Origin of the sequence: Martinezella hainanensis (assembly GCF_900094555.1) — a bacterium.
In the GTDB taxonomy this organism is placed as follows: Bacteria; Pseudomonadota; Alphaproteobacteria; order Rhizobiales; family Rhizobiaceae; genus Rhizobium; species Rhizobium hainanense.
The window spans coordinates 73,703-97,425 of sequence record NZ_FMAC01000014.1; the positions used below are offsets into that span (position 1 = coordinate 73,703).

At 61.7% G+C, this 23,723-nt stretch carries 25 protein-coding genes; 22 read left to right on the top strand and 3 right to left on the bottom strand.

The window, feature by feature from the left end; all coding sequences use genetic code 11:
- Positions 1-56 precede the first annotated feature (56 nt).
- Together GA0061100_RS29540 and GA0061100_RS29545 are read right to left on the bottom strand one after the other, a co-directional pair.
- Positions 57-1,910: an extracellular solute-binding protein gene (locus GA0061100_RS29540; RefSeq protein ID WP_075856422.1), complete on the bottom strand. Its 1,854-nt coding sequence runs from the start codon at positions 1,908-1,910 to the stop codon at positions 57-59.
- Between the two features lie 108 nt (positions 1,911-2,018).
- A complete protein-coding gene (locus GA0061100_RS29545; protein WP_075856423.1) occupies positions 2,019-2,654 on the bottom strand; it encodes a TetR/AcrR family transcriptional regulator in 636 nt (211 codons plus the stop codon).
- Positions 2,655-2,691: 37 nt separating this feature from the next.
- On the opposite strand from GA0061100_RS29545, the gene GA0061100_RS29550 reads away from it, so the two are divergent.
- From GA0061100_RS29550 to GA0061100_RS29580, 7 genes are all read left to right on the top strand, one after another.
- Complete coding sequence (locus GA0061100_RS29550) at positions 2,692-3,261, top strand: isochorismatase family protein (protein WP_075856424.1); 570 nt, start codon at positions 2,692-2,694, stop codon at positions 3,259-3,261.
- 142 nt (positions 3,262-3,403) lie between these two features.
- Positions 3,404-4,438, top strand: coding sequence for a penicillin-insensitive murein endopeptidase (gene mepA / locus GA0061100_RS29555; RefSeq protein ID WP_075856425.1), 1,035 nt, complete (start codon positions 3,404-3,406; stop codon positions 4,436-4,438).
- A 98-nt stretch (positions 4,439-4,536) separates the two neighbouring features.
- A complete protein-coding gene (locus GA0061100_RS29560; protein WP_075856426.1) occupies positions 4,537-4,917 on the top strand; it encodes a methylglyoxal synthase in 381 nt (126 codons plus the stop codon).
- 34 nt (positions 4,918-4,951) lie between these two features.
- Positions 4,952-5,974 (top strand): glucokinase, encoded by a 1,023-nt coding sequence (locus GA0061100_RS29565; protein ID WP_075856427.1) that lies wholly within the window; start codon positions 4,952-4,954, stop codon positions 5,972-5,974.
- 265 nt (positions 5,975-6,239) lie between these two features.
- Positions 6,240-7,979: an ABC transporter ATP-binding protein gene (locus GA0061100_RS29570; protein WP_425298726.1), complete on the top strand. Its 1,740-nt coding sequence runs from the start codon at positions 6,240-6,242 to the stop codon at positions 7,977-7,979.
- A 14-nt stretch (positions 7,980-7,993) separates the two neighbouring features.
- Positions 7,994-8,818: a 4-hydroxy-tetrahydrodipicolinate reductase gene (dapB, locus tag GA0061100_RS29575; RefSeq protein ID WP_075856429.1), complete on the top strand. Its 825-nt coding sequence runs from the start codon at positions 7,994-7,996 to the stop codon at positions 8,816-8,818.
- 123 nt (positions 8,819-8,941) lie between these two features.
- Positions 8,942-9,577 carry a 2,3-bisphosphoglycerate-dependent phosphoglycerate mutase gene (locus GA0061100_RS29580; protein ID WP_075856430.1) on the top strand — a complete coding sequence of 212 codons (636 nt, stop codon included), beginning with the start codon at positions 8,942-8,944 and terminating at the stop codon, positions 9,575-9,577.
- A gap of 216 nt (positions 9,578-9,793) precedes the next feature.
- Here the strand turns inward: GA0061100_RS29580 and phnF are convergent, their stop codons facing one another.
- Positions 9,794-10,528 (bottom strand): phosphonate metabolism transcriptional regulator PhnF, encoded by a 735-nt coding sequence (phnF, locus tag GA0061100_RS29585; RefSeq protein ID WP_075856431.1) that lies wholly within the window; start codon positions 10,526-10,528, stop codon positions 9,794-9,796.
- Positions 10,529-10,629: 101 nt separating this feature from the next.
- Between phnF and phnG the strand changes: the two genes are divergently transcribed.
- From phnG to phnN, 15 genes are all read left to right on the top strand, one after another.
- Positions 10,630-11,106 (top strand): phosphonate C-P lyase system protein PhnG, encoded by a 477-nt coding sequence (gene phnG / locus GA0061100_RS29590; protein WP_075856432.1) that lies wholly within the window; start codon positions 10,630-10,632, stop codon positions 11,104-11,106.
- Positions 11,106-11,732 (top strand): phosphonate C-P lyase system protein PhnH, encoded by a 627-nt coding sequence (gene phnH / locus GA0061100_RS29595; protein ID WP_075856433.1) that lies wholly within the window; start codon positions 11,106-11,108, stop codon positions 11,730-11,732. The genes phnG and phnH overlap by 1 nt, the downstream gene beginning before the upstream one ends.
- A 3-nt stretch (positions 11,733-11,735) precedes the next feature.
- Positions 11,736-12,845: a carbon-phosphorus lyase complex subunit gene (locus GA0061100_RS29600; protein ID WP_075856434.1), complete on the top strand. Its 1,110-nt coding sequence runs from the start codon at positions 11,736-11,738 to the stop codon at positions 12,843-12,845.
- A complete protein-coding gene (locus GA0061100_RS29605) occupies positions 12,842-13,768 on the top strand; it encodes an alpha-D-ribose 1-methylphosphonate 5-phosphate C-P-lyase PhnJ (RefSeq protein ID WP_075856435.1) in 927 nt (308 codons plus the stop codon). The genes GA0061100_RS29600 and GA0061100_RS29605 overlap by 4 nt, the downstream gene beginning before the upstream one ends.
- A complete protein-coding gene (gene phnK / locus GA0061100_RS29610) occupies positions 13,765-14,541 on the top strand; it encodes a phosphonate C-P lyase system protein PhnK (protein WP_037155357.1) in 777 nt (258 codons plus the stop codon). The genes GA0061100_RS29605 and phnK overlap by 4 nt, the downstream gene beginning before the upstream one ends.
- Positions 14,542-14,550: 9 nt before the next feature.
- Entirely contained in the window at positions 14,551-15,258 is a 708-nt protein-coding gene (gene phnL, locus GA0061100_RS29615) for a phosphonate C-P lyase system protein PhnL (RefSeq protein WP_075856436.1), read from the top strand.
- Entirely contained in the window at positions 15,255-15,872 is a 618-nt protein-coding gene (locus GA0061100_RS29620) for a DapH/DapD/GlmU-related protein (RefSeq protein WP_075856437.1), read from the top strand. The genes phnL and GA0061100_RS29620 overlap by 4 nt, the downstream gene beginning before the upstream one ends.
- Before the next feature lie 155 nt (positions 15,873-16,027).
- Positions 16,028-16,582, top strand: a complete 555-nt coding sequence (locus tag GA0061100_RS29625) for a pyridoxamine 5'-phosphate oxidase family protein (protein ID WP_075856438.1) — start codon at positions 16,028-16,030, stop codon at positions 16,580-16,582.
- Positions 16,583-16,805: 223 nt separating this feature from the next.
- Positions 16,806-17,660: a phosphonate ABC transporter ATP-binding protein gene (phnC, locus tag GA0061100_RS29630; protein ID WP_075856439.1), complete on the top strand. Its 855-nt coding sequence runs from the start codon at positions 16,806-16,808 to the stop codon at positions 17,658-17,660.
- 92 nt (positions 17,661-17,752) lie between these two features.
- The gene (gene phnD / locus GA0061100_RS29635; protein ID WP_075856440.1) at positions 17,753-18,664 is read left to right on the top strand and encodes a phosphonate ABC transporter substrate-binding protein; all 912 of its coding nucleotides are present in this window, start codon (positions 17,753-17,755) and stop codon (positions 18,662-18,664) included.
- A 66-nt stretch (positions 18,665-18,730) separates the two neighbouring features.
- Positions 18,731-19,711 (top strand): phosphonate ABC transporter, permease protein PhnE, encoded by a 981-nt coding sequence (gene phnE, locus GA0061100_RS29640; RefSeq protein WP_075856441.1) that lies wholly within the window; start codon positions 18,731-18,733, stop codon positions 19,709-19,711.
- Positions 19,712-19,719: 8 nt separating this feature from the next.
- Positions 19,720-21,066 (top strand): phosphonate ABC transporter, permease protein PhnE, encoded by a 1,347-nt coding sequence (phnE, locus tag GA0061100_RS29645; RefSeq protein ID WP_075856442.1) that lies wholly within the window; start codon positions 19,720-19,722, stop codon positions 21,064-21,066.
- A 189-nt stretch (positions 21,067-21,255) separates the two neighbouring features.
- A complete protein-coding gene (locus tag GA0061100_RS29650) occupies positions 21,256-21,942 on the top strand; it encodes a DUF1045 domain-containing protein (RefSeq protein ID WP_075856443.1) in 687 nt (228 codons plus the stop codon).
- 15 nt (positions 21,943-21,957) lie between these two features.
- On the top strand, positions 21,958-23,097 hold the full coding sequence (locus GA0061100_RS29655; protein ID WP_075856444.1) for an alpha-D-ribose 1-methylphosphonate 5-triphosphate diphosphatase: 1,140 nt from the start codon (positions 21,958-21,960) through the stop codon (positions 23,095-23,097).
- Positions 23,094-23,699: a phosphonate metabolism protein/1,5-bisphosphokinase (PRPP-forming) PhnN gene (gene phnN, locus GA0061100_RS29660; protein ID WP_075856445.1), complete on the top strand. Its 606-nt coding sequence runs from the start codon at positions 23,094-23,096 to the stop codon at positions 23,697-23,699. Before GA0061100_RS29655 ends, phnN begins: the two co-directional genes overlap by 4 nt.
- Positions 23,700-23,723 lie beyond the last annotated feature (24 nt).

Below are 23,723 nucleotides of genomic sequence, written 5' to 3' on the forward strand. Positions count from 1 at the left end.
ATCCCGAATCAACCCCGAGCATTTGGAGCCTAGCGGCCCCTTATTGCAAGAGAGGCTCACTTTCCGGCGCTTTTCGACCACCAGACATCGGGAAAGCCGATCGAATATTCAGGCAACTGTGCCGGATGTTGGAACTTGTCCCAATAAGCGATGTGGAAGCTGGTCGTGTAGAACAGCGGCACCACATAATGGTGGGCGAGTAGGACTCGATCGAGGGCCTTGGCGGTCGCATCCTTTTCTGCAACGTCCTTGGCGAAGATGACCTTCTTGATGAGGGCATCGATACCGGGATCGGAAATGCCGGCAAAATTGCGTGAACCGGAACGAGTGGCGGAGGCGGTGCCCCAAAAATCGATCTGCTCATTGCCGGGATTCAGCGTTTGAGCCCAGACCGTCCAGATCATGTCATAGTCGAAATTTTGGACACGGTTGATGTATTGCGATGAATCGACCGTGCGCACGGTGGCGTTGATACCGATCTTCTTGAGGTTCTGCGTGTAGGGAAGGACCCATTTTTCCACGAAGGGGCTACCGAGCAGAATTTCGATGGAGAGCGGTTTGTTCGTCTGGGCGTTGATCATCTGGTTGCCCTTGAGAACGTATCCTGCCTGCTTGAACAGATCGAGCGCCTTGCGCAGATTGTCGCGAGACTTCTGAGGATCACCGCCCACAGGATTGGAATAGGGGGTGGTGAAGACCTCGGCGGGAACCTTGTCCTTAATCTCGTTCAAGATATTCAACTCATCGCCCTGGGGCAGCCCGGACGAGGCCAGCTTCGTGCCGAAGAAGAAGCTGTTGATGCGGCTGTACTGATTGAAAGCGATCGTGCGATTGAGCTCCTCGAAATCGAAGGCATAGTTCAACGCCTCGCGAACACGCTCGTCCTTGAATTGGTCGCGACGCATATTGGGCACCAATGCCTGCATGACGCCGGTGGCACGCAACGGATTGGGCACTTCCTCGCGCTTGATGCGGCCGTCCTTGGCAGCGGGGAAATCATAGCCGGTGACCCAGCGACTTGCGACGTTGTCCTGCCAATAGTCGATGGTACCGCCACGGAAGGCCTCGAACTCCACATCATTGTCGGCGAAGTAGGTGTAGGAGATCGACTTGAAATTGTTCTCGCCGACATTGACGGGCAAGTCCTTGCCCCAATAATCGTCGCGCAATTCATATCGGATGGTGGAGCCAGGCGAGACCGAAGCGATTTTGTAGGGTCCGGACCCCATGACTGGCTCGAGCGTGGTCCGGGAGATGTCGCGCGGCTTGCCATCCGGCCCCGTGCCTTCCCACCAATGCTTCGGCACGATCGGGAATTGGCCGAGAATTGAAGGCAGCTCGCGATTGTTCTTCTCATCGAAATAGAAGGTCACATCGCGATCGCCGGTCTTTTCGGCACGCGTCACATGGCTGTAGTAGCTGGTGAAGAGTGGATTGAGTTCCTTCGCCTTGTCGAAGCTGAAGACGACATCCTCAGGCGTCACCGGCTGCCCGTCAGCCCATTTTGCCTCCGGCCGCAGGCGGAAGGTGGCGCTGGCAATATCGTCCGGATAGGAGACGCCTTCCGCGAGCAATCCGTAAGAGGAGGAAATCTCGTCATCAGCCGACTTCAGCAGGCTATCGAAGACAAGGCCCGCACCCAGCGCGCTTATGCCCGCTACCTGATTACCTTTGTACAATACCGGATTGAGGGTATCGAACGTGCCGTTGCTCGAAAGCTTCACCTCGCCGCCCTTCGGCGCATCCGGATTGACGTAGTCGAAATGCTTGAAGCCCGGCTGGTATTTAAGGTCGCCGAGAATGGCCGTGCCGATGCGGAATTGCGGCTCTTCCGCTTTCGACGATACCGGCATTGCCAGCAGGCAAAAAAGAGAAACGACCAAGCCTGCTTTCAACCGCGACAATGCCATTCATGATCTCCTGTGATTTTTCGAGAATCAGCATAAGGCAAATGAGGGCAAAAAACAGGACGCAACAACTCATCTCTTTGCAACGACACCAAAGATCATCTCCTGGAATCAGCCCTTTGCCGCCGCTTCCTCAAGGCGTTTGCGCAGCATCAACCGCAATTCGCCGGCCACACGGCGGTCCTCGACAGCATCAGGCTCAGCGGCGACGACGACAACGATGCGCAGCAGTTCGAGCACGAGGCCCGACATCAACACGACATCGTCCGATATCGACGGCTCGGCCTGCCGCAGGACATCCGCGATCAGTTCCTTCAACTCGACACGCGAACGCGCCTTCCGCTCCTTGGGAATATCGCGGCGGCCGGCGAGCACCGAAAGCTCCGGATACTTTTCCATGAAGACACCAAGCGCATCGAAGATCGCCTCGCCGCAATCGGCTGCCGAAAGGCCGGCGCTGCTTTCCGCCACTTCCCGAAGCCCGGCCTTCAACCGCTCAAGGCGTTCGATATGCAGCGCCTCGGCAAGCAGGGGCTTGGTCGGAAAGAACTGATAGAGCGAGCCGATGGAAGAATGCGCCTCGGCGGCGATCTCCGTCATCGTTGCAGCGTCATAGCCCTTGCGCGCGAAGACCCTTGCCGCCGCGTCAAGCAGAATGATGACGCGCTCATGGCCGCGCTGCCGCTTCGGCGTGCGCGTCTTCAATTCTTCACTTGATTTTTGTGAGGTTGTCCTCATATTTTCCATTGTGAGGATATCCTCATGTTTTTATCGGAGCCCCCAGATGCCATTTTACGATCCCAAGACCACCGCTCTTATTTCCATCGACCTGCAAGGCCTCGTTCTTAGCCGGCCGCTCGCGCCCTATCCCGCCCAGCAGATCGTCGCCAATACGGTCGCCATCGCAAACAAGCTGAAAGCCGATGGCGGGACGACCGTTTTCGTAACGGTCGGATTTTCCTCGGACTATGCCGACGCTGTCAATCAGCCGACTGACGAAACCTTCGCGCTTCCCCCAGGAGGTTTGCCGCCGGCCGCGTTGGAAGCGCCTGCCGAGATGTCGGCGCTGACGCCTGACGTCGCCATCGTCAAGCGCCAGTGGAGCGCCTTCTATGGCACGGAACTCGATCTGCAGCTTCGCCGCCGCCGCATCAAGACGCTGATCCTGACGGGTGTCGCCACCAATTTCGGCGTGGAAGCGACCGTGCGCGACGGCTATGCGGCAAATTATGCCGTGATCGTCGCCGAAGACGCGGTGACGACCCTCTCGCAGGAGATGCAGGATTTCGCCTGCACGAAAGTTTTGCCGCGACTGTCGCGCATCCGCAAGACGGCGGAAATTCTGGCGAACTGACCCATACGAAGCCGCGACCATGCAAGCGAAGGCGGCCGCGCGTCGGCCATCTGTGATTGCCGCGGATTAACTTCCGTCCTTTTTCAGGATAGTCTCGCCGCAAATCACTTCGGATAATGCCGACCGCCTTTCAAGGATATGCATGGCTTCACTTCTGGCTCGCGCCTTTCGAACGATCGGCAAATTCTCTCTCGCGACAATGATCGGAATGGGCCTTGTCGCCAGCGATACGCTGGCACAGCAGGCCATCCCTTCACCCGGCAGCGCCAAGGCCGTTTTCGGCGCCGTGACGCTGCCGACACAGGGACCGCCGCAATCGATCGGCTTCTACGCCAAGGGCTGCCTTGCCGGCGCCGTCGCGCTTCCGGCTGACGGCCCGACCTGGCAGGCCATGCGCCTGTCGCGCAATCGTCGCTGGGGCCGGCCGGAAACGATCGGCCTCCTGGAGCGGCTGTCGCGCGATGCGGCCAAGAATGACGGCTGGCCGGGCCTGCTTGTCGGCGATATCTCGCAGCCGCGCGGCGGCCCGATGGCCAACGGCCATGCCTCGCACCAGATCGGCCTCGATGCCGACATCTGGCTGACGCCGATGCCACGGCGCAAGATGACGGCCGAGGAGCGCGAGGCCCTGCCCTTCACCACCATGCTCGCCAAGGACAAGTTCCTGACGATCAACGACAAGGTCTGGACGCCGGCGCATGCCCGCCTGCTGATGCGCGCGGCGAGTTACCCCGAAGTCGAGCGCATCTTCGTCAATCCGGCGATCAAGAAGAAGATGTGCGAGACGTGGACGGGCGATCGCAGCAATCTCGGCAAGCTGCGGCCGGAATATGGGCACGACTCGCATTTCCACATCCGCCTTCGCTGCCCTCCCGGCTCGTCCGGCTGCACGGGGCAGGCGCCGGTCGCCGCCGGCGACGGCTGCGACAAGACGCTCGCCTGGTGGTTCGGACCCGAGCCCTGGGCGAAGCCGAAGCCCAGCACCAAGCCACCGGTCAAGCCACGCGAGGTCATGGTTTCCGATCTGCCCAAAGCCTGCCAGGCCGTGTTGGCGGCACCCTCGGTTGCCTCCGCGCGCCCTGCCACCTCGGGTACCAAGGGTGCGGCCGCTTCAGCCGATACGAACGCAATGCCGGTCTCAGGCGATACGCCGCCCGGCCAAATCCCGCAGCAATGAGGTCCAAGCCGTCATTGCCGGGCAGTCTTTCAAAACGCAGTCCCTTGGTATAGAAGGCGGATAAATCGATTGAAACCATTGGCTGGAGCAGGGATTTCATGGCCGGCAGCAAATGCATCGCGCTGATCGCGCATGATCAGAAAAAGGATGCGATGGCGGAATTTGCGCGGCGCAACGAAGCGACCCTGGCCAGCTGGAACATCGTTGCCACAGGCACGACCGGCGGCCGCGTGCTCGATGCAGCACCCAGTCTCAAGGTTACCCGCCTGAAAAGCGGTCCGCTCGGCGGCGATCAGCAGATCGGCGCCCTTATCGCCACCGGTGAAATCGACATGCTGATCTTCTTCATCGATCCTCTTACGCCCTTGCCGCACGACGTCGACGTGAAGGCATTGACGCGGCTTGCCGTTCTCTACGACATTCCGATGGCGCTCAACGAATCCACCGCCGAGCGGCTGATCAAAACACTGAACCATTAATCCGCCTTGCCGGCGGCAGACCACGGACCTGGCCATGCCCGAGCTCAATCACAGCGATGCCCCCCTGCCTTTCCCCATCCTGATCGGCGATATTGGCGGCACCAATGCGCGTTTCTCCATTCTTGCCGATGCGGACTCCGAGCAGGAGCATTTTCCGGTCGTACAGACGGCGAACTTCGCGACAATCGACGATGCGATCAAACTCGCTCTTGAAAACAGCAAGGTGCAGCCCCGCTCGGCAATTCTCGCCATGGCCGGCCCCGTTCAGGGCGATGAAATTCCGCTGACCAATTGCGACTGGGTGATCCGTCCGAAGACCATGATCGCCAATCTCGGCATCGAGGACGTGCTCGTCATCAACGACTTCGAGGCGCAGGCGCTGGCGATCGCCGAGATTTCCGACGAGCATCGTCAGACCATTGGCCAGGCATCTGGGAACATGACCGCATCGCGCGCCGTGCTCGGCCCCGGCACCGGGCTTGGTGTCGGCGGACTGGTCCATACCCAGCATCAATGGGTGCCCGTGCCGGGCGAAGGCGGCCATATCGATATCGGTCCGCGCACGGAACGCGACCTGCAGATCTGGCCGCATCTGGAGCCGATCGAAGGCCGCATTTCCGCCGAACAGGTGATCTGCGGCCGCGGGCTGCAGAACATCTATCATGCCGTCTGCGCGGCTGACGGCATTGAGCCGAACCTGAAGGAACCGGCCGACATCACCAACCACGCGCTTGCCGGCACCAATAAGCAGGCCGAAGAGACCTTGACGCTGTTCGTCACCTATCTCGGCCGCGTCGCGGGCGATATCGCCATGATCTTCATGGCGCGCGGCGGCGTCTATCTCTCGGGTGGCATCCCGCAGAAGATCCTGCCGGCGCTGCAGAAGCCGGAATTCCGCGCCGCCTTCGAGGACAAGGCGCCGCACACCGAATTGATGAAGACGATCCCGACCCATGTGGTCGTCAATCCGCTGGCTGCCCTTTCCGGACTTGCGATCTATGCCCGCAAACCGGCAAGCTTCGGCCTTGCGACAGAGGGCCGCCGCTGGCGGCGTTAACCGCCTCGCAAACAACCGATGGCGCGCTGAAATAGCCGGCGCGCTATCCCTTTTTGAAGGGACCGCCTTCCTCTATAGTGAGGCCGGCTCCGTGATCGGCCTTAACCAGCGCGGCAAGCCATGTCTAGCCAAAGCCGTGCTAACTCTTTAATAGAGCCGCGCAAGCACGTGCCATATGCGGCTCGCTTGGTTCAAGACAGGAAGCCGATTATTGAAATTGCCTGACCCGAAAAGCAAAAACGTCGACAGCGAAGCCATCACCGGCATGCTGAAGCGCATTATCGCCGAAAACGGCCGCGATCACATTCGCGGCTATGCCGTCGCGATCACCTGCCTGATCCTCGTTGCGCTTTCGACTGCTTACATCGGCTACATCGTCAAATCGGTCATCGACAGCGCCTTCATCGCCCGCGACATCGTCGATGCCTGGAAGATCTGTTTCAGCATCTTCCTCGTTTTCGTGGTGCGCGGCTTTGCCGGATATTTCCAGTCGGTCATCCTGTCGAAGATCGGCAACAACATCATCGCCCGCTATCAACGGCGGCTCTACTCGCATCTGATGACGCTGTCGGTCGGCTTTTTCAGCGAAGCCCGTTCAGCCCAGCTCGCCGCCCGCATCAGCCAGAACGTCTCTGGTATCCGCGACGTCATGAACCTGACGATCACGTCCACAGCGCGCGACCTTCTGACTTTCGTCGCCCTGCTCTGCGTCATGGTCTTCCAGGATCCGGTGCTCAGCATCGCATTCGTCATCATCGCACCGCCGCTCTTCTTTGCGCTGCGCTATATTTCCAAGCGGCTGCGCGCGGCGACCCGCGATGCCATCGTCCTGAACAGCCATGTGCTGGGTGCGATGCAGGAAACCATCCAGGGCGTTTCCATCGTCAAGGCCTTCACGATGGAAGAGGAGCTCGAGCGCAAGATCAACAAGCTGATCACTGCTGCCGAGCACCGGCAGAACCGCATCGCCCGCCTTTCGGAGCGCAACGGCCCGCTGATCGAAACCGTCGCCGGTTTTGCGATCGCCAGCCTCTTTGCCTATGCCGCCTATCGCTCGATCTACGACAATGTCTCGCCGGGCGTGTTCTTCTCCTTCGCAACCTCTCTGCTGCTCGCCTACGATCCGGCTCGACGCCTCGCCAAGCTGCAGGTGCAGCTGGAACGCGCCGTCGTCAATGCGCGGATGATCTACGAGCTGCTCGACATGGAACCGCGCCAGCGCGATCTGCCGGATGCCAAGCCGCTCAAGGTGACCGAGGCCCGTATCGAGTTCCGCGACGTGCATTTCGCCTATGGCGACGAGGCGGTTCTGTCTGGCGTCAGCTTCTCTGCCGAGGGTGGGCAGACGACCGCGCTCGTCGGCCCTTCCGGCGCCGGCAAGTCCACGGTCATCAATCTCATTCCGCGCTTCTACGACCCCAAGGCCGGGAGCATCTTCATCGACGGGCAGGATATCGCCCATGTGACGAAACAGTCGCTGCGGGAACAGCTCGCCTATGTTTCGCAGCAACCCTATCTCTTCGAAGGCACGATCCGCGACAATATCCGCTACGGACGGCCGGACGCGACCAACGCCGAGATCGAGGAAGCGGCGCGCCTTGCCTATGCACATGATTTCATCGAGGCGCAGCCGATGGGCTACGATACGCCGGTCGGCGAAAACGGCGTGACGCTTTCCGGCGGCCAGCGCCAGCGCCTGTCGATCGCCCGCGCGTTGGTGCGCAACGCGCCGATCCTGCTTCTGGACGAGGCGACCTCGGCACTCGACACGGAATCCGAAGCAGCCGTGCAGAAGGCGCTGGAAGAGGCGATGAGCGGCCGCACGGTCGTCGTCATCGCCCACCGCCTGTCGACGGTTGTCCGGGCCGAGAAGATCGTGGTCATGCAGAACGGCCGGGTTGTCGAAGAGGGCAACCACGAGACGCTTGCGACGGCCGACAATGGTCTTTACGCTCGGCTCAACAACCTGCAGCTACCGGCCATATCAAGCAATTCCCGCAAATAGACGATAGAGACGACATGAGCGACGATGCGATGAAGCTGGTGGTGGTTGGCGCGGCAGGCCGCATGGGACAGGCTCTCATCCGCCTCATTCATGCAGCCGACGGCGTGACCCTGCACGCGGCCGTCGCTCGTCCCGGCTCCGCCTTCATCGGCAAGGATGCCGGCGAAATCGCCGGGTTGGGGCCGATCGGCGTTGCCATCACTGACGATCCGCTCGCCGCTTTCCTGCATGCCGAAGGCGTCATCGATTTCACGACGCCGGCAACCAGCGTCACCTTTGCCGACTTGGCCGCACAGGCACGCATCGTCCATATCATCGGAACGACCGGATGCTCGGACGAGGATGAAGCCAAGTTCAAGGCGGCCGCACGCCATGCCCGCATCGTCAAGTCGGGCAATATGGGCCTCGGCATCAATCTCCTGAGCGTGCTTGTCGAGCAGGCCGCACGCGCACTCCCCTCGAACGACTGGGACATCGAAGTGCTGGAGATGCACCATCGCCACAAGGTCGATGCGCCCTCGGGCACGGCGCTCCTGCTCGGCCAGGCGGCGGCGAAGGGCAGAGGCATCGATCTCAACGACAGCTCCGTGCGCGTGCGCGATGGCCATACCGGCCCGCGCCCGGCGGGCACGATCGGCTTTGCGACCCTGCGCGGCGGCGGCGTGGTTGGCGATCACTCGGTGATCTTCGCCAGCGAAAGCGAGCGGCTGACGCTGTCGCACAATGCCGGCGACCGTTCGCTGTTTGCCCGCGGCGCACTGCAGGCAGCGCTCTGGGCGCGCGACAAGAAACCCGGCTTTTATTCCATGCTCGATGTTCTCGGGCTTTCCACACGTTGATGCGATCCCGGAGCGGATCGGCTGGGAACTGCCGCTCCGCTCCGGCCTTTTATTGTCCTCGCAATTCCTGACGGAAAACCGCTGCGCGCCTTTCCTGGAATTGCTTTATCAAGGAGAAATTTTATGAGCGGCACTCTCGTTCTCGTTCGCCACGGGCAGAGCGACTGGAATTTGAAGAATCTCTTTACCGGCTGGAAGGACCCCGATCTGACCGCGCTCGGCATCGAAGAGGCCAAGACGGGCGGCAAGGCACTGGCCGATTACGGCATCAAGTACGATATCGCCTTCACCTCGGATCTCACCCGCGCCCAGCACACGCTGAAAATCATCCTCGACGAAATCGGTCAGCAGGGCCTCGAAACCATTAGGGATCAGGCGCTGAACGAGCGCGATTACGGCGACCTCTCCGGCCTCAACAAGGACGACGCCCGCGCCAAGTGGGGCGAAGAGCAGGTTCACATCTGGCGCCGCTCCTACGACGTTCCCCCGCCCGGCGGCGAAAGCCTGCGCGACACCGGCGCCCGCGTCTGGCCCTACTACCTGACGGAAATCCTGCCGCGCGTTCTCGCCGGTCAGAACGTGCTGGTCGCTGCCCACGGCAATTCGCTGCGCTCGCTCGTCATGGTTCTTGATCGCCTGAGCAAGGCGCAGATCCTCGAGCTCAACCTCGCGACCGGCGTGCCGATGGTCTACAAGCTCAAGGCCGATTCTACCGTCGCCTCGAAGGAAGTCCTCGGCGACATGTCCGGCGCGCATTGAGTGCGTCTAACTAATTATCTCTGAAATAGTCCCTCACCCTAACCCTCTCCTCGTTTTACGGGGAGAGGGAACGACCTTTTCTGTGGTAAATTCTCGATACCAACGAGGTTGAGAGGTAACAGATGGTGCCTCTTTTCCCTTCTCCCCGCACGCGGGGAGAAGGTGGGCGCCCTTCGATGAACTCAGGAGGCCGGATGAGGGGGCGAACCCCTACCATCAATTCTCGACAGTGAAGCGCACCCTGTCGGCGGCGAAGCGGGAAATTGAGTATTGCACCGGGACATTGTCGAGATCGGCGTTCAGCGCCTGGGCGACCAGAACGATGGCGCCGGGGGACAGCTGCAGATCGGTGAGATCGCCTTCGTCGGCATGCGTCGCGGTGATTTCGGTGACGACGCGGACATAATCCGGTACGCCAAGCTCCTTGAATGCCTTCGTAATTGATCCGGTCGTCCGATAGATCTCGGCGATATCGCCGAAACGATCGGCCGGGAACCAGCTGGTGGCGCGCGATACCGGGCGATGATCCGCCTGACCGAGCGTTTCGAGCCGCACGAGGGGAGCACCGGTTTTGATCTTGAGCTGCCGGGCCAATTCCGTGGTCGCCGCCTCTTCGCCCGCGGCAAGCAACACACTGCGGGTTTCGCGCACCTGATCGCCGATCCCTTGCGAAAATCGCGTGCGCCTCGAAATCGGGAAGCTCAGTCGCTCCTTACGCTCGATCAGCGTGCCGCGCCCCTGCACGGCCCTGACGATCCCTTCCTGGGCGAGTGCCGCAAGAGAGCTTCGGATCGTGTGCCGGTTGACGCCGAACTGCAGCGCCAGCGTCGTTTCCGGCGGCACCATGCCCGTTTCGTCGAAATCCCCGTGATTGATGGAGGTGCGAATCCGGTCGGCGATCTGCCGCCAGAGCGCCACGCCCGTTTGCCTCTGTATCTTCTGTCCTGCCATCTTGCCCACTCGCCCTGTCACACGCTTGTCACGACTCACTAATAAATATAAAACTATCTTGTATGGTTGTCTATATCAATAGACATTTAGAGGAAAGCGCGATGAATTCAGCACAAAGGCAGGAAGCGGCCGCACAGGAGCGTCGGGAACGCAAGCGCGTCGCCGATCTTCTGGCGCAGGCAGAACGCGACGAGCTAGAGGCGGCCTGGGAAGCATTGCCGAGCAAGCCAACAGTACAGCCGGTGCGCGGCCCCGAGACCGGGCTTGTCATGGTGCGCGGCCGCATCGGCGGCGGCGGCTCCCCCTTCAACCTCGGCGAAGTCACGGTGACGCGCGCCACCATTCGACTGGCATCCAACACCATCGGCCACGCGCACGCGCTTGGCACCGATCGGGAAAAGGCCCGGCTTTCGGCCATCTTCGACGCACTCTGGCAACAGCCGGCCACGAAAGACTTCGTCGAAAAGGCGCTTCTGCAGCCGGTCACCGAACGCATCGCAGACTATGATCGCAAGCGCGCCGAAGAGACGGCCGCCACCCGCGTCGATTTCTTCACCATGGTTCGCGGAGAAGATTGATGAGCCTTTCCAGCACCCCGACCTTTGGCAACGAGGCCTTGACCGGCGGTTTCACCGATCCGGTTTTCGATGCGCAGAGCGTCTTCAAGATGACGATGGATGCCATGGCGCGTCCGGGCACCCTGCAGACTGTCACGGCTGATATCGCGCCGCCGCCGCCGCTCGGCATTGCAGCCGGCGCCATCGGCCTTACCCTTTGCGATCATGACACGCCGGTCTGGCTTTCCACCAGCCTGGCAAGATCGAGCCTGCCGGAATGGCTGGCCTTCCACACTGGCGCGCCGATCATATCCGAGCGGCTGGAGGCGCATTTTGCATTTATCGAAGCCGGCATGGCGCTTTCCTCTTTCAGCCAGTTCGGCATCGGCACCCAGGAATATCCCGATCGGTCGACGACGGTGGTTCTGGAAATCGAAAGCCTGGAAGGCGGCAAGGAACTGGCGCTTTCCGGCCCCGGCATCAAGGACATCAACATGATCGCCCCGATCGGGCTGCCCGATGCGCTGCTGCGTATCTGGAACGACAATCGCGCCCTCTTCCCGCGCGGCGTCGATCTCATCCTGACGGCGGGCCGGCAATTCCTCGGCCTGCCGCGCACCGCCAAGATCATCGCGACGGAGATGTGACATATGTATGTTGCCGTAAAGGGTGGCGAAGCCGCCATCGCCAATGCTCACAGGCTGCTGGCCGACCGTCGCCGCGGCGACCGCTCGCTACCGGCTGTCGGCATCGACCAGATCGTGGCGCAGCTGGCGCTCGCCGTCGACCGTGTCATGGCCGAGGCCTCGCTTTATGACCGCACGCTGGCAGCGCTTGCCGTCCGTCAGGCGCGCGGCGACATGATCGAGGCCATCTTCCTGCTCAGAGCCTATCGCACGACACTGCCGCGCTTCGGCTATTCCCAGCCGCTCGACACTTCAGCGATGAAGATCGAACGCCGCATCTCGGCGACCTACAAGGACCTGCCGGGCGGCCAGCTTCTCGGCCCGACCTTCGACTACACGCACCGCCTGCTCGACCCGAGCCTCCTGACCGACGAGCCAGTGGACGAACCGATGCAGCGGCCGGCCGAGCAGGGCCGCATCATGCGCGTCTCGGAAATCCTCGGCCAGGAAGGCCTGATCGAGGGCGACGGCACTATGCCTGTCGATCACGAGATCGGCGACCTTACGCGCGAGCCGATGGAATTCCCGATGACCCGCGACCTTCGCCTGCAGGCGCTTGCCCGCGGCGACGAAGGCTTCCTGCTGGCGCTCGGCTATTCGACCCAGCGCGGCTACGGCCGCAACCATCCCTTCACCGGCGAAATCCGCATTGGTGAAGTGGAAGTCGAATTCGATGTGCCGGAACTCGGCTTCGCCGTCTCGCTCGGCCGCATCCAGGTGACCGAATGCCAGATGGTCAATCAGTTCAAGGGTTCGGCCAAGGCACCACCGCAGTTCACCCGCGGCTATGGCCTGGTCTTCGGCCAGAGCGAGCGCAAGGCCATGGCTATGTCGCTGGTCGACCGCGCGCTTCGCGCCGAGGAGCTCGGTGAAGACATCGTTGCACCGGCTCAGGACGAGGAATTCGTCATCTCCCATTCCGACAACGTGCAGGCAACCGGCTTCGTCGAACATCTGAAGCTGCCGCATTATGTCGACTTCCAGGCCGAGCTCGACCTGGTGCGGCGCATGCGCCGCGATTTCGAGGCCGCTCGCGAACGCGGCATGGAACCCATGACGGAGGCAGCCGAATGACCGCACTCGCCACCTACAACTTCGCCTATCTCGACGAGCAGACCAAACGGATGATCCGTCGCGCCATTCTGAAGGCGATTTCCATTCCCGGCTATCAGGTGCCTTTCGCCTCTCGCGAAATGCCGATGCCATATGGCTGGGGCACCGGCGGCGTGCAGCTGACCGCATCGATCATCGGTCCCGATGATGTGCTGAAGGTCATCGACCAGGGCGCCGACGACACGACCAATGCCGTCTCCATCCGCGCCTTCTTCCAGAAGGTCGCCAACGTTGCCGTCACCACCCGCACGGAAGAGGCGACGATCATCCAGACGCGCCACCGCATTCCGGAGGCCAAGCTGGGCTCCAATCAGGTGCTGGTCTACCAGGTGCCGATCCCGGAACCCTTACGCTTCCTGGAGCCGCGCGAGACCGAAACGCGCAAAATGCATGCGCTCGAGGAATACGGCCTCATGCATGTGAAGCTCTACGAGGACATCGCCCGCAACGGTCGCATCGCCACGACCTATGATTATCCGGTCAAGGTTGCCGGCCGCTACATCATGGATCCGTCGCCAACGCCGAAGTTCGACAATCCGAAAATGCATCTCTCCGACGCGCTGCAATTGTTCGGCGCCGGCCGCGAGAAGCGCATCTATGCCGTGCCGCCCTACACGGAAGTCGTCAGTCTCGACTTCGAGGATCATCCCTTCGAAGTGCAGCGCTTCGACAAGCCCTGCGCGCTTTGCGGGGCCGAACAGGTCTATCTCGACGAGGTGATCCTCGACGACAAGGGCGGGCGCATGTTCGTCTGCTCCGACACCGATTTCTGCGAAGACCGTCGCGCCCACGGCCATGCCGGCTCAATGTTGGCGTCAAATGGGCTGGCGTCAAATGGGCTCGCATCCGATGGATTGCCTGGTGGCAAGGAGGCTGCCGAATGAGTGACTCACCTCTCCTGAAGGTCAAGGACATCTCGAAATTCTATGGCAGCCGCATCGGCTGCCGGGACGTATCCTTCGAGCTCTGGCCCGGCGAAGTCCTCGCCATCGTCGGCGAATCCGGTTCCGGCAAGACGACGCTGCTCAACTGCATCTCGACGCGGCTGCTGCCGACGACGGGCAGCGTCGAATATCACATGCGCGACGAGACCTATCGCGACCTTTTCCGCATGAACGAAGCGGAACGCCGATTCCTGATGCGCACCGACTGGGGCTTCGTGCATCAGAACCCGGCCGACGGCCTGCGTATGACTGTTTCGGCCGGTGCCAATGTCGGCGAGCGGCTGATGGCGATCGGCAACCGCCACTACGGCAATATCCGCAACACGGCCATCGACTGGCTGGAGCGGGTCGAGATCGACGCCGACCGTATCGACGACCAGCCGCGCGCCTTCTCGGGCGGCATGCGCCAGCGCCTGCAGATCGCCCGCAACCTGGTGACCGGCCCCCGCCTCGTCTTCATGGACGAACCGACCGGCGGTCTCGACGTATCCGTGCAGGCGCGCCTGCTCGATCTGGTGCGCGGCCTCGTCAACGATCTCGGCCTTTCGGCCATCATCGTCACGCACGACCTCGCCGTTGCCCGCCTTCTGTCGCATCGCATGATGGTGATGAAGGATGGACAGGTGATCGAGCACGGTCTCACCGACCGCGTGCTCGACGACCCGCGCGAACCCTATACGCAACTGCTGGTCTCTTCGATCCTGCAGGTCTGAGGAAGAAACATGGCAACCCCACTCGTCGTTTCCGAAGTCTTCAAAAGCTTCACCATGCATCTGCGCGACGGCATTCGCCTGCCCGTCGTTGCCGATGTCTCCTTCTCCGTCGCCTCGGGCGAATGCGTCGTGCTTGGCGGTCCATCGGGCATCGGCAAGAGCTCGCTGCTGAAAATGATCTACGGCAACTACGCCGTCGACAGCGGCCAGATCCTCGTCATGCACAAGAGCAAGATCGTCGATCTTGCGACTGCCGATCCGCGTACGGTGCTCGACGTCCGTCGGCAGACCATGGGCTATGTCAGCCAGTTCCTGCGCACCGTGCCGCGCGTCGCCGCCATCGATGTCGTCGCCGAGCCGCTGCTGGCCCGTGGCGTGACGGTCAATGATGCCCGCGACCGGGCGGCGGAACTGCTCGCGCAGCTGAACCTGCCGGAAGAGCTCTGGCAACTGCCACCCGCCACCTTCTCCGGCGGCGAACAGCAGCGTGTCAACATCGCCCGCGGTTTCATCACCGACCACGCCATCCTGCTGCTCGACGAACCCACGGCATCGCTCGATGCCCGCAACCGGGCCGTCGTCGTCGACATGATCGAACAGAAGAAGGAGGCAGGGGTCGCGCTTCTCGGCATCTTCCATGACGAAGAGGTGCGCGAGGCCGTCGGCAGCCGCATTCTCGACGTCTCGCAATTCTCGCCGCGAAAGGCTGCCGCATGAGCCGCAAGCTGGGCGAGACGCCCTTCATCAGCCCTTCGGCGAGCGTCAACAATTCGACGCTCGGCCGCTACACCGAAGTCTCAGATCGCTGCCGCATCGATGAGGTCGAGATCGGCGACTATTCCTACATCATGCAGGATGGCGCCGTCTGGTGCGCGACGATCGGCAAGTTCGTCAATATCGCCGCCGCGGTGCGCATCAACGCCACGAACCATCCGACATGGCGCGCCACGCTGCATCACTTCACCTATCGCGCCGCCGACTATTGGCCTGACGCCGATATGGAGACCGATTTCTTCACCTGGCGACGCGACAACCACGTCGTGATCGGCCATGACGTCTGGATCGGTCACGGCGCGACCGTGCTGCCCGGGGTCACGGTCGGCAACGGCGCCGTCATCGGTGCGGGTGCGGTCGTCTCCAAGGATGTCGCGCCCTACACGATCGTCGGCGGCGTGCCGGCGAAGTTGATCCGCGAACGCTTCACGCCCGAGGTTGGTGCGCGCATGGACAAGCTCTCATGGTGGGATTGGGATCACGACCGCCTGCGCACGGCGCTCGCAGACTTCCGCGCCCTTTCGGCGGAGGAATTTCTGGACCGCTACGACGCCTAGCGCAATTCCAGGAAAAGTGTGCGGCGGTTTTCCGGCCGGAATTGCGCTGAAATGGAAAGCTGGGCCGTTTTCCGCCCAAACCATGCTTGCAAGGCGTTGACCAGCGATCCAGCTTTCAGACGATCCTTGCAAGGACGGGATCGGGAGGAGTTTCCATGGCAAAGCAGTTTTCCAGCATCGACGACCGGCTGCGCGATTTCATCGCGCGGCAGCACATCTTCTTCACGGCATCGGCAACAGCGGATTCCCGTGTCAATGTTTCGCCACGCGAGACGCTGTGCCTGCGCATCATTTCCCCGAATGCCGCCATCTACCTCGATCGCACCGGCAGCGGCAATGAGACCTCCGCGCACATGAAAGCCGACGGACGGATGACCATCATGTTCTGTGCGGTCGAGGGACCGCCGATGATCCTGCGCCTCTATGGCCGCGGCCGGATCATCCATCGCTCAGCGCCCGAATATCGCGAGTTGTTGCATGACCATTACGCGGGCGAAGAGCCGCTCGGGGCGCGGCAGATCGTGCGGCTGGACTTCGATCTCGTGCAGACGTCCTGCGGCTTCGGCGTGCCGCTCTTCAGCTATGAAGGCGAGAGACCAAGCCTCGATCAGTGGGCCAAAGCCAAGGGTCCTGACGGCATTGAGGAATATTGGCACGAGAAGAACAGCGTCAGCATGGACGGCCTGCCGACCGGCATGTTTGACGGCTAAACTTAAGGAAAACCCTCAGCCGGCTAATCTTGCAAAATCGGCGAGAATTGTAACAGCAGTTACATAAAACTGACATTGGAGCTTCATGAAGCGGGACTAATCGGTTGCCTTGTGGTTGGCGCCAGCCCCCTCGAAACTCCCTTCGAGGCAGGGGCATGCGCCCATTCTTAGCACCGGTAACGCTGAAATTTTTGCAGCCCGGCAGCCGCGAAAGGGAAGCATTATGTTCGAACTCAGGAATGTCTCGCGCCGGTTTGGAAACAAGCTCGCTGTCGATTCCGTGACTTTGGACATACCGCAGGGACAGATGGTCGGCGTTATCGGCCGTTCCGGCGCCGGCAAGTCCACCCTGCTGCGCATGATCAATCGTCTGGCTGACCCGAGCTCCGGCTCGATCCATTTCTCCGGCACCGAAGTCTCCAAGCTCACCGGCCGCGCACTGCGCAGCTGGCAGCGCGACTGCGCCATGATCTTCCAGCAGTTCAATCTGGTTCCGCGCCTCGACGTGCTGACCAATGTCATGCTCGGCCGCCTCAATCATCGCTCGACGGTCATGAGCCTGCTGTCGGTCTTCACCCGCGAGGAGCGCATTCAGGCGATTGCCGCACTGGAGCGCCTCGGCATCGAGCAGACGGCCCTGCAGATGGCCGGCACGCTTTCCGGCGGCCAGCAGCAGCGCGTCGCCATCTGCCGTGCCCTGATGCAGCAGCCGAAGATGATGCTGGCCGACGAGCCGATCGCCTCGCTCGATCCGCTGAACGCCAAGATCGTCATGGACGCGCTGCGAGATATCAACGAGCGTGAAGGCATCACAGTCATCACCAACCTGCACACGCTGGATACGGCCCGCAACTATTGCGAACGCATCATCGGCATGGCCGCCGGCAAGGTCGTTTTCGACGGCAAGCCTACGGATCTGACGGCCGCCGCCGTCAAGGAAATCTACGGCACCGACAAGGACGGCGCCGGCATCGACGAGACCATGACGTCCACGTCGATCAATATTGTCGATCCGGCCGCGCAGACCGCGGCAACCGAATCTGCTGGCCCGCAACCGCTGGCACTGGCCGGTCTCTGAGAGGGACGGCCGGGATCGAAGGCCCGCGTCAAGGGCGCATTTCTTCTAGACCGAAGGCATCCGGGGACACCGGTTAATCAGGAGACGAACCCATGTTGAAGAAAGCACTTTTTGCGGCTACGGCGCTCGTCGCGCTCGCAGTCGGCGCTGCTGCCAACGCTGCAGACCTCAAGGAATTCCGCGTCGGCATTCTCGGCGGTGAAAACGAAGCCGACCGTCTGCGCAACTACGCCTGCCTCGCCGACCACCTGAAGAAGGAATTCGGCTTCGAGAAGGTTTCGCTGTTCCCGGCCGCCGACTATGACGGCGTTATCCAGGGTCTGCTCGGCGGCACGCTCGACTTCGCAGAACTCGGTGCTTCCGGCTACGCTGCCGTCGCCATCAAGGACCCGAAGGCCGTTACCCCGATCCTGACCACGCAGCAGACCGACGGTTCGACCGGCTACTACTCGATCGGCCTCGCTCTCAAGTCCTCCGGCATCAAGACGATCATGGACGCCAAGGGCAAGAAGCTCGGCTATGCCGATCCGGATTCCACCTCGGGCTACCTCGTTCCGCTGACGCAGATTCCGAAGACGACTGGCGTACCGAACGACAAGTTCTTCGCCTCGACCCAGTTCAACGGCGGCCATGAGAACAACCTGCTCGCCGCCTACGACGGCAAGGTCGACGTTGCTGTCGACGACTCCTCGGGCGTTGGCGATTTCAAGGACGGCTTCACCTCCGGTACCTTCCGCAAGGAAGTCGACAAGGGCGCCGTCGACCCGAACAAGCTCGTCGAAGTCTGGCGTTCGCCGCTGATCCCGAACGGCCCGCTCGTCGTTCGCAACGCTCTCGGCACCGAATGGCAGACCAAGCTTTCGGACTTCTTCATGAAGCTCCCGACGGCTGACGCCAAGTGCTTCAACGCTGTCGAAGGCGGCGACTTCAAGGGCTACGTCAAGGTTACCCCGGATTTCTACAACGCCGTTATCGACGTTCGTAAGGCTGCCATCGGCGGCTGATACGCATCCCGATAATTGGGCGGCCGGCAACGGCCGCCCTTTTGCTATTCACAAAGGCTGGATTTCATGACGATCGCCGATACGCACCCGAACATGCAAAGCGCGCCGCCGAGCGCCAAGGAGATCGGCGACGCCTGGAGCAAGATGGTGGCCAAGCGCCGCCTCTATACCGGCATCGGCCTTGTGATCCTGCTCGTCGCTTTCGTCAGCTCGGTGCGCTTCGCCGACGAAAGCAATGCCGGCCATTTCTTCGAGCGCCTGCCGCATCTCTTCGATTTCCTGAGCTGGCTCATCCCCAAGGACTGGAACGACGTCTACCGTGCCCTCTTCGACCTGCCGAGCCCGAACGGCGCAAACGGCGCCGGCGGCGAAGAATTCAATTTCCCGCTCGGCCGCGTCTATGTCTGGGGCAATTTCTACATCCCCGAATATTTCGAGCTGATGATCATCACGATCAACGTGGCACTGGTATCGACCATCATCGGCTTCGTCTTTGCGGTGCCTTTGGCTTTCTTCGCCGCCCGCAACATGTCGCCGTCCCATCCCGTCCGGCTGGTCACGAAGCGCATCATGGAATTCCTGCGCGCCTTTCCGGAAATCGTTATTGCCGGCCTGTTTTCGGCGATCCTGTCGATCGGTCCGATCGCCGCCATCATCGCCGTCGGCCTGCACACGATCGGCGCGCTCGGCAAGCTCTTCTACGAAGTCGTCGAGAATATCGACATGAAGCCTGATGAGGGCATGCGTGCCGTCGGTGCCAGCTGGACCGAGCGCGTCCGCTTTGCCGCCATGCCGCAGGTGCTGCCGAATTTCGCTTCCTACGCACTGCTGCGCCTTGAGATCAACGTCCGTGCCTCCACCATCATCGGCGCCGTCGGCGGCGGCGGTATCGGCGAGGAGCTGAAGCTTTCGATCTCGCGCGGTTTCGGCGCCAAGACCATGGCGCTGGTGCTGCTGCTCTTCGTGACGATCATCGCCGTCGACCAGTTTTCCGCATGGCTCCGCCGCCGTCTCGTCGGCGAACATGCCTTCCTTTTGCAGCATTGAGGTTGACCATGTCCGTCATCGACGCCGGCCGTATGCAGGAAATCGAAGCGCGTTACCCGGAGGTTCTTCACCGATCCTTCCGCCAGCGCTTCGGCGCGCTGATGATGTTCATCGGCGTCATCCTCTACGGCATCTATGCCGTATGGTTCTTCGACCTCCCGAAAGTCATTTCGGAAGCGCATTGGGAGCGCGTCGGCATCTATCTCAGCGAATGGATCAGCTACGACGTGCAGCCGGAATTCCGTATTTCCGGCGACAAGATCAGCATCAAATATCCGCGCTTTTCGCCGCTGGGCGACAATCCGAACCCTGACTGGGTGAAGACCAATCCCGATGGCAGCATGACCGTTTCCGTCAGCGGCACGAGCCGCACCGTGACGGTGACGAAGACGCAGGCGATCGTCACGGCGCATGGCGTCACGATCCCGATCGATATTACCGGCGACGCGCCGAAGCTTGTCGGCTCCGAGCCGGTTCCCAGCTGGATGACGGTCTATGACGACAATATCCTGGTCAATCTCGGCTTTGCCGGCGATGCCAGCATTTCAACCGACCGCGTCAAGATCCGCAAGCGCTTCCTCGGCTGGGCCAATTTCGTTTTCGACACGCATTCGCCCTTCTTCGACAAGCCCGCGAGCGAAGTCATCAGCCTGATCGTCTCCGGGCCGCGGCTGGACCCGGCCCAATCCAATCTCTCGCTGGCCTTCGACAATATCTGGAACAACGGCGCCTGGCAGCATGGCGATGTCTGGACCAAGCTGTTCCAGACGATCGTCATGGCCTTCCTCGGCACGCTGCTCGGCTCGCTCGCGGCCTTTCCGCTGGCCTTCCTGGCCGCCCGCAACATCACGCCGAACCGGCTGCTCAATCAAATACTGAAGCGCTTCTTCGACTTCCTGCGCTCGGTGGACATGCTGATCTGGGCGTTGTTCCTGACCCGCGCCTTCGGCCCCGGTCCGCTCGCCGGCAGCGGCGCGATCTTCCTCACCGAGACGGGTACGCTCGGCAAGCTCTATTCCGAAGGCCTCGAGAACATCGACAACAAGCCGCGCGAGGGCGTGAAGTCCACCGGCTCGCCGACCATTCTCGTGCATCGCTATGGCATCATGCCGCAGATCGTGCCCGTCATCGTCAGCCAGACGCTCTATCAGTGGGAATCCAACGTGCGCGGCGCCACCATCATCGGCGCGGTCGGTGCGGGCGGTATCGGTCTCAAGCTTTGGGAAGCGATGCGCACCAACGCCAACTGGGAAAACGTCGCCTACATGGTGCTGCTGATCCTGATCGTCGTCTTCCTGTTCGATGCCGCTTCCAACGCCTTGCGCTCGCGCCTGATGGGTACACGGGTCAAATAAAAAAGAACCAGAAAAAATCGTTCCGCATCATCATTCTGTCACGGGAATCCGGTAGCGCAGGCCGGCAAGACCGTAGCGGTCCAACCGGCTTTAGCCGGATTCAGGCCGTTGCTGCCTTGCTGCTCTTGCGGTTTGTCGCAAATCACCCAACAGTGTCCCGCGCAGCCGATTTTTCCAAGGAATGCAGCCTTGCGCTATGCTCTCTATTTCACGCCGCCCAAAGACGATCCGTTGACATCGCTTGCCGCCCGCTGGCTCGGCCGCGACGCATTTTCGGGCGAGATTTTTTCAGACAAGGCCATGGCACCATTGCCCGAGGGGCATGCCGAACTGACGGCCGATCCGCGCCGCTACGGCTTCCATGCCACGCTGAAGGCGCCTTTCGAGCTTGCAGCTTCCGTGACCGAGCGCGATCTCCTCGATGTCGCCACTGAATTTGCGGCGCAGACCAAGGCCTTCACCATTCCGGAACTGGTGCTTGGCCAGCTTGGCCATTTCTTCGCGCTCGTGCCCGGCACCCTCTACCCGCCGCTGCAGGATTTCGCCTCGCGCGTCGTGAAAACCTTCGAGCCGTTCCGCGCACCGCTTTCCGATCATGATATCGTACGACGCAAGCCAGAAGGCCTGACCGAACCGCAGCGCGCCAATCTGCTGCGCTGGGGCTATCCTTACGTCAATGACGAGTTCCGTTTCCACATGACGCTCACGGGACGCGTGCCGACCGAACGTCAGCCCGAGTTGCAGAACATCCTGCGCGAGCGCTTCGCCGAGCATACCGGCAAGCCGCTCGACATTTCCGGCCTCGCCATCTTCGTCGAAGACGAGCGCGGCACACCCTTTACCGTCCGTTCCTGGCTGCCGCTTGCCGGCGCCTAATATGAAAGACCTGACATGACCAAAGAAACCGTCCTTTCCAACGCCCGCATCGTCCTCGAAGACAAGGTCATCGAAGGTTCCGTGCTGATCCGTGACGGTCGTATCGCCGCCATTTCCGAGGGCAAGTCCGAGATCGGCGAGGATTTCGAGGGCGATTTTCTGATCCCCGGTCTAGTCGAGCTACATACCGACCATCTGGAAGCGCATTACTCGCCGCGGCCAGGTGTTCGCTGGAACAAGACGGCCGCGATTCAGGCCCATGACGCCCAGATCGTCACCTCGGGCATCACGACAGTCTTCGACTGCCTGCGCATGGGCTCGGACGAGGACGGCGGTTTCGAAAAGGGCGAGATGCGCGACATGGCCGACGCCATCCAGGCCGCCCAGCGCGAAGACCGCCTGCGGGCCGATCACCTGATCCACCTGCGCTGCGAGGTCTCTTCCGACAACGTGCTCGATCACTTCCAGGATTTCGAGAAGGACCCCTACGTTCGCCTCGTCTCGCTGATGGACCACGCGCCGGGCCAGCGCCAGTTCCAGACCATGGACCAGTACATCTTCTACTATCAGAAGAAGCGTGGCCTGAGCGACGAGGCTTTTGCCAAGTTCGTCGCCAAGCGCCAGGAAGAATCGGCCAAGTATGCCACGCCGCACCGCGATGCGATCTCCAAGGTCTGCTCGGAGCGCGGCATCACGGTTGCCAGCCATGACGATGCAACGCTCGCTCATGTCGACGAAGCCATCAACTATGGCGTTCGCCTCGCCGAGTTCCCGACCAGCATCGATGCTGCCAAGGCCTCGCACGGTGCCGGCATGAGCGTGTTGATGGGCGCGCCAAACATCGTGCGTGGCAAGTCGCATTCAGGCAACATCGCCGCTCGCGATCTGGCCGAACTCGGCGTTCTTGATGTGCTTTCCTCCGATTACGTGCCGCTCAGCCTGCTGCATGCCCCCTTCATCCTTGCGGACGAAGTCGAGGGCATTTCGCTGCCGCAGGCGATCGCCATGGTGACGGCGACGCCGGCAAAGACGGTCAGTCTGAATGATCGCGGCCGCATCGCTGAGGGCTTGCGCGCCGATCTGGTGCGCGTCCGCCGCGATCATGGCGTTCCGGTCACGCGCTCCGTCTGGCGGGAAGGACGCCGGGTCGCATGAGCGCGGACGCCAATATCAAGCCGGCTAATCTCGGTCTGGCGGATACGACGGCGGGCACGCTTGCCGTCGTCGTCGGCCCGAGCGGTGCCGGCAAGGATACGCTGATGAACCTGGCCGCCCTGCACTTTGCCGGCCGTCCCGACGTGCACTTCGTGCGCCGCGTCATCACCCGCGACGGCGATGCCGGCAATGAGGATCACAGAAGCGTTTCCGAAGCGGATTTCGATGCGATGGAACAGGCTGGCGCCTTTGCCGTCTCCTGGGAGGCGCATGGCCTGAAGTACGGCATTCCGGCCGACGTCTTCGATGAGCTTGCGCAGGGCCATCTGGTGATTGCCAACGGCTCACGCTCGGCGCTGCATCACTTTCAAAGCGCCTTCCCGCGGCTGAAGGTCATCAATATCACCGCCACGCGCGAAGTGCTGGCCGAGCGCCTGATGGCGCGCGGACGCGAGAGCCGCGAAGACGTGCTGAAGCGGCTGGAGAGAAGCTCGCTGACCGTTGAGGGCAGCTACGACGTCGTCGATATCGACAATAGCGGCACGCTCGAAGAGGCCGAACGCGCCATCATTTCCGTGCTGGAAACGCTGGTCCGCAAGTAAGCTTATGCCAATGGCGGTGATCGA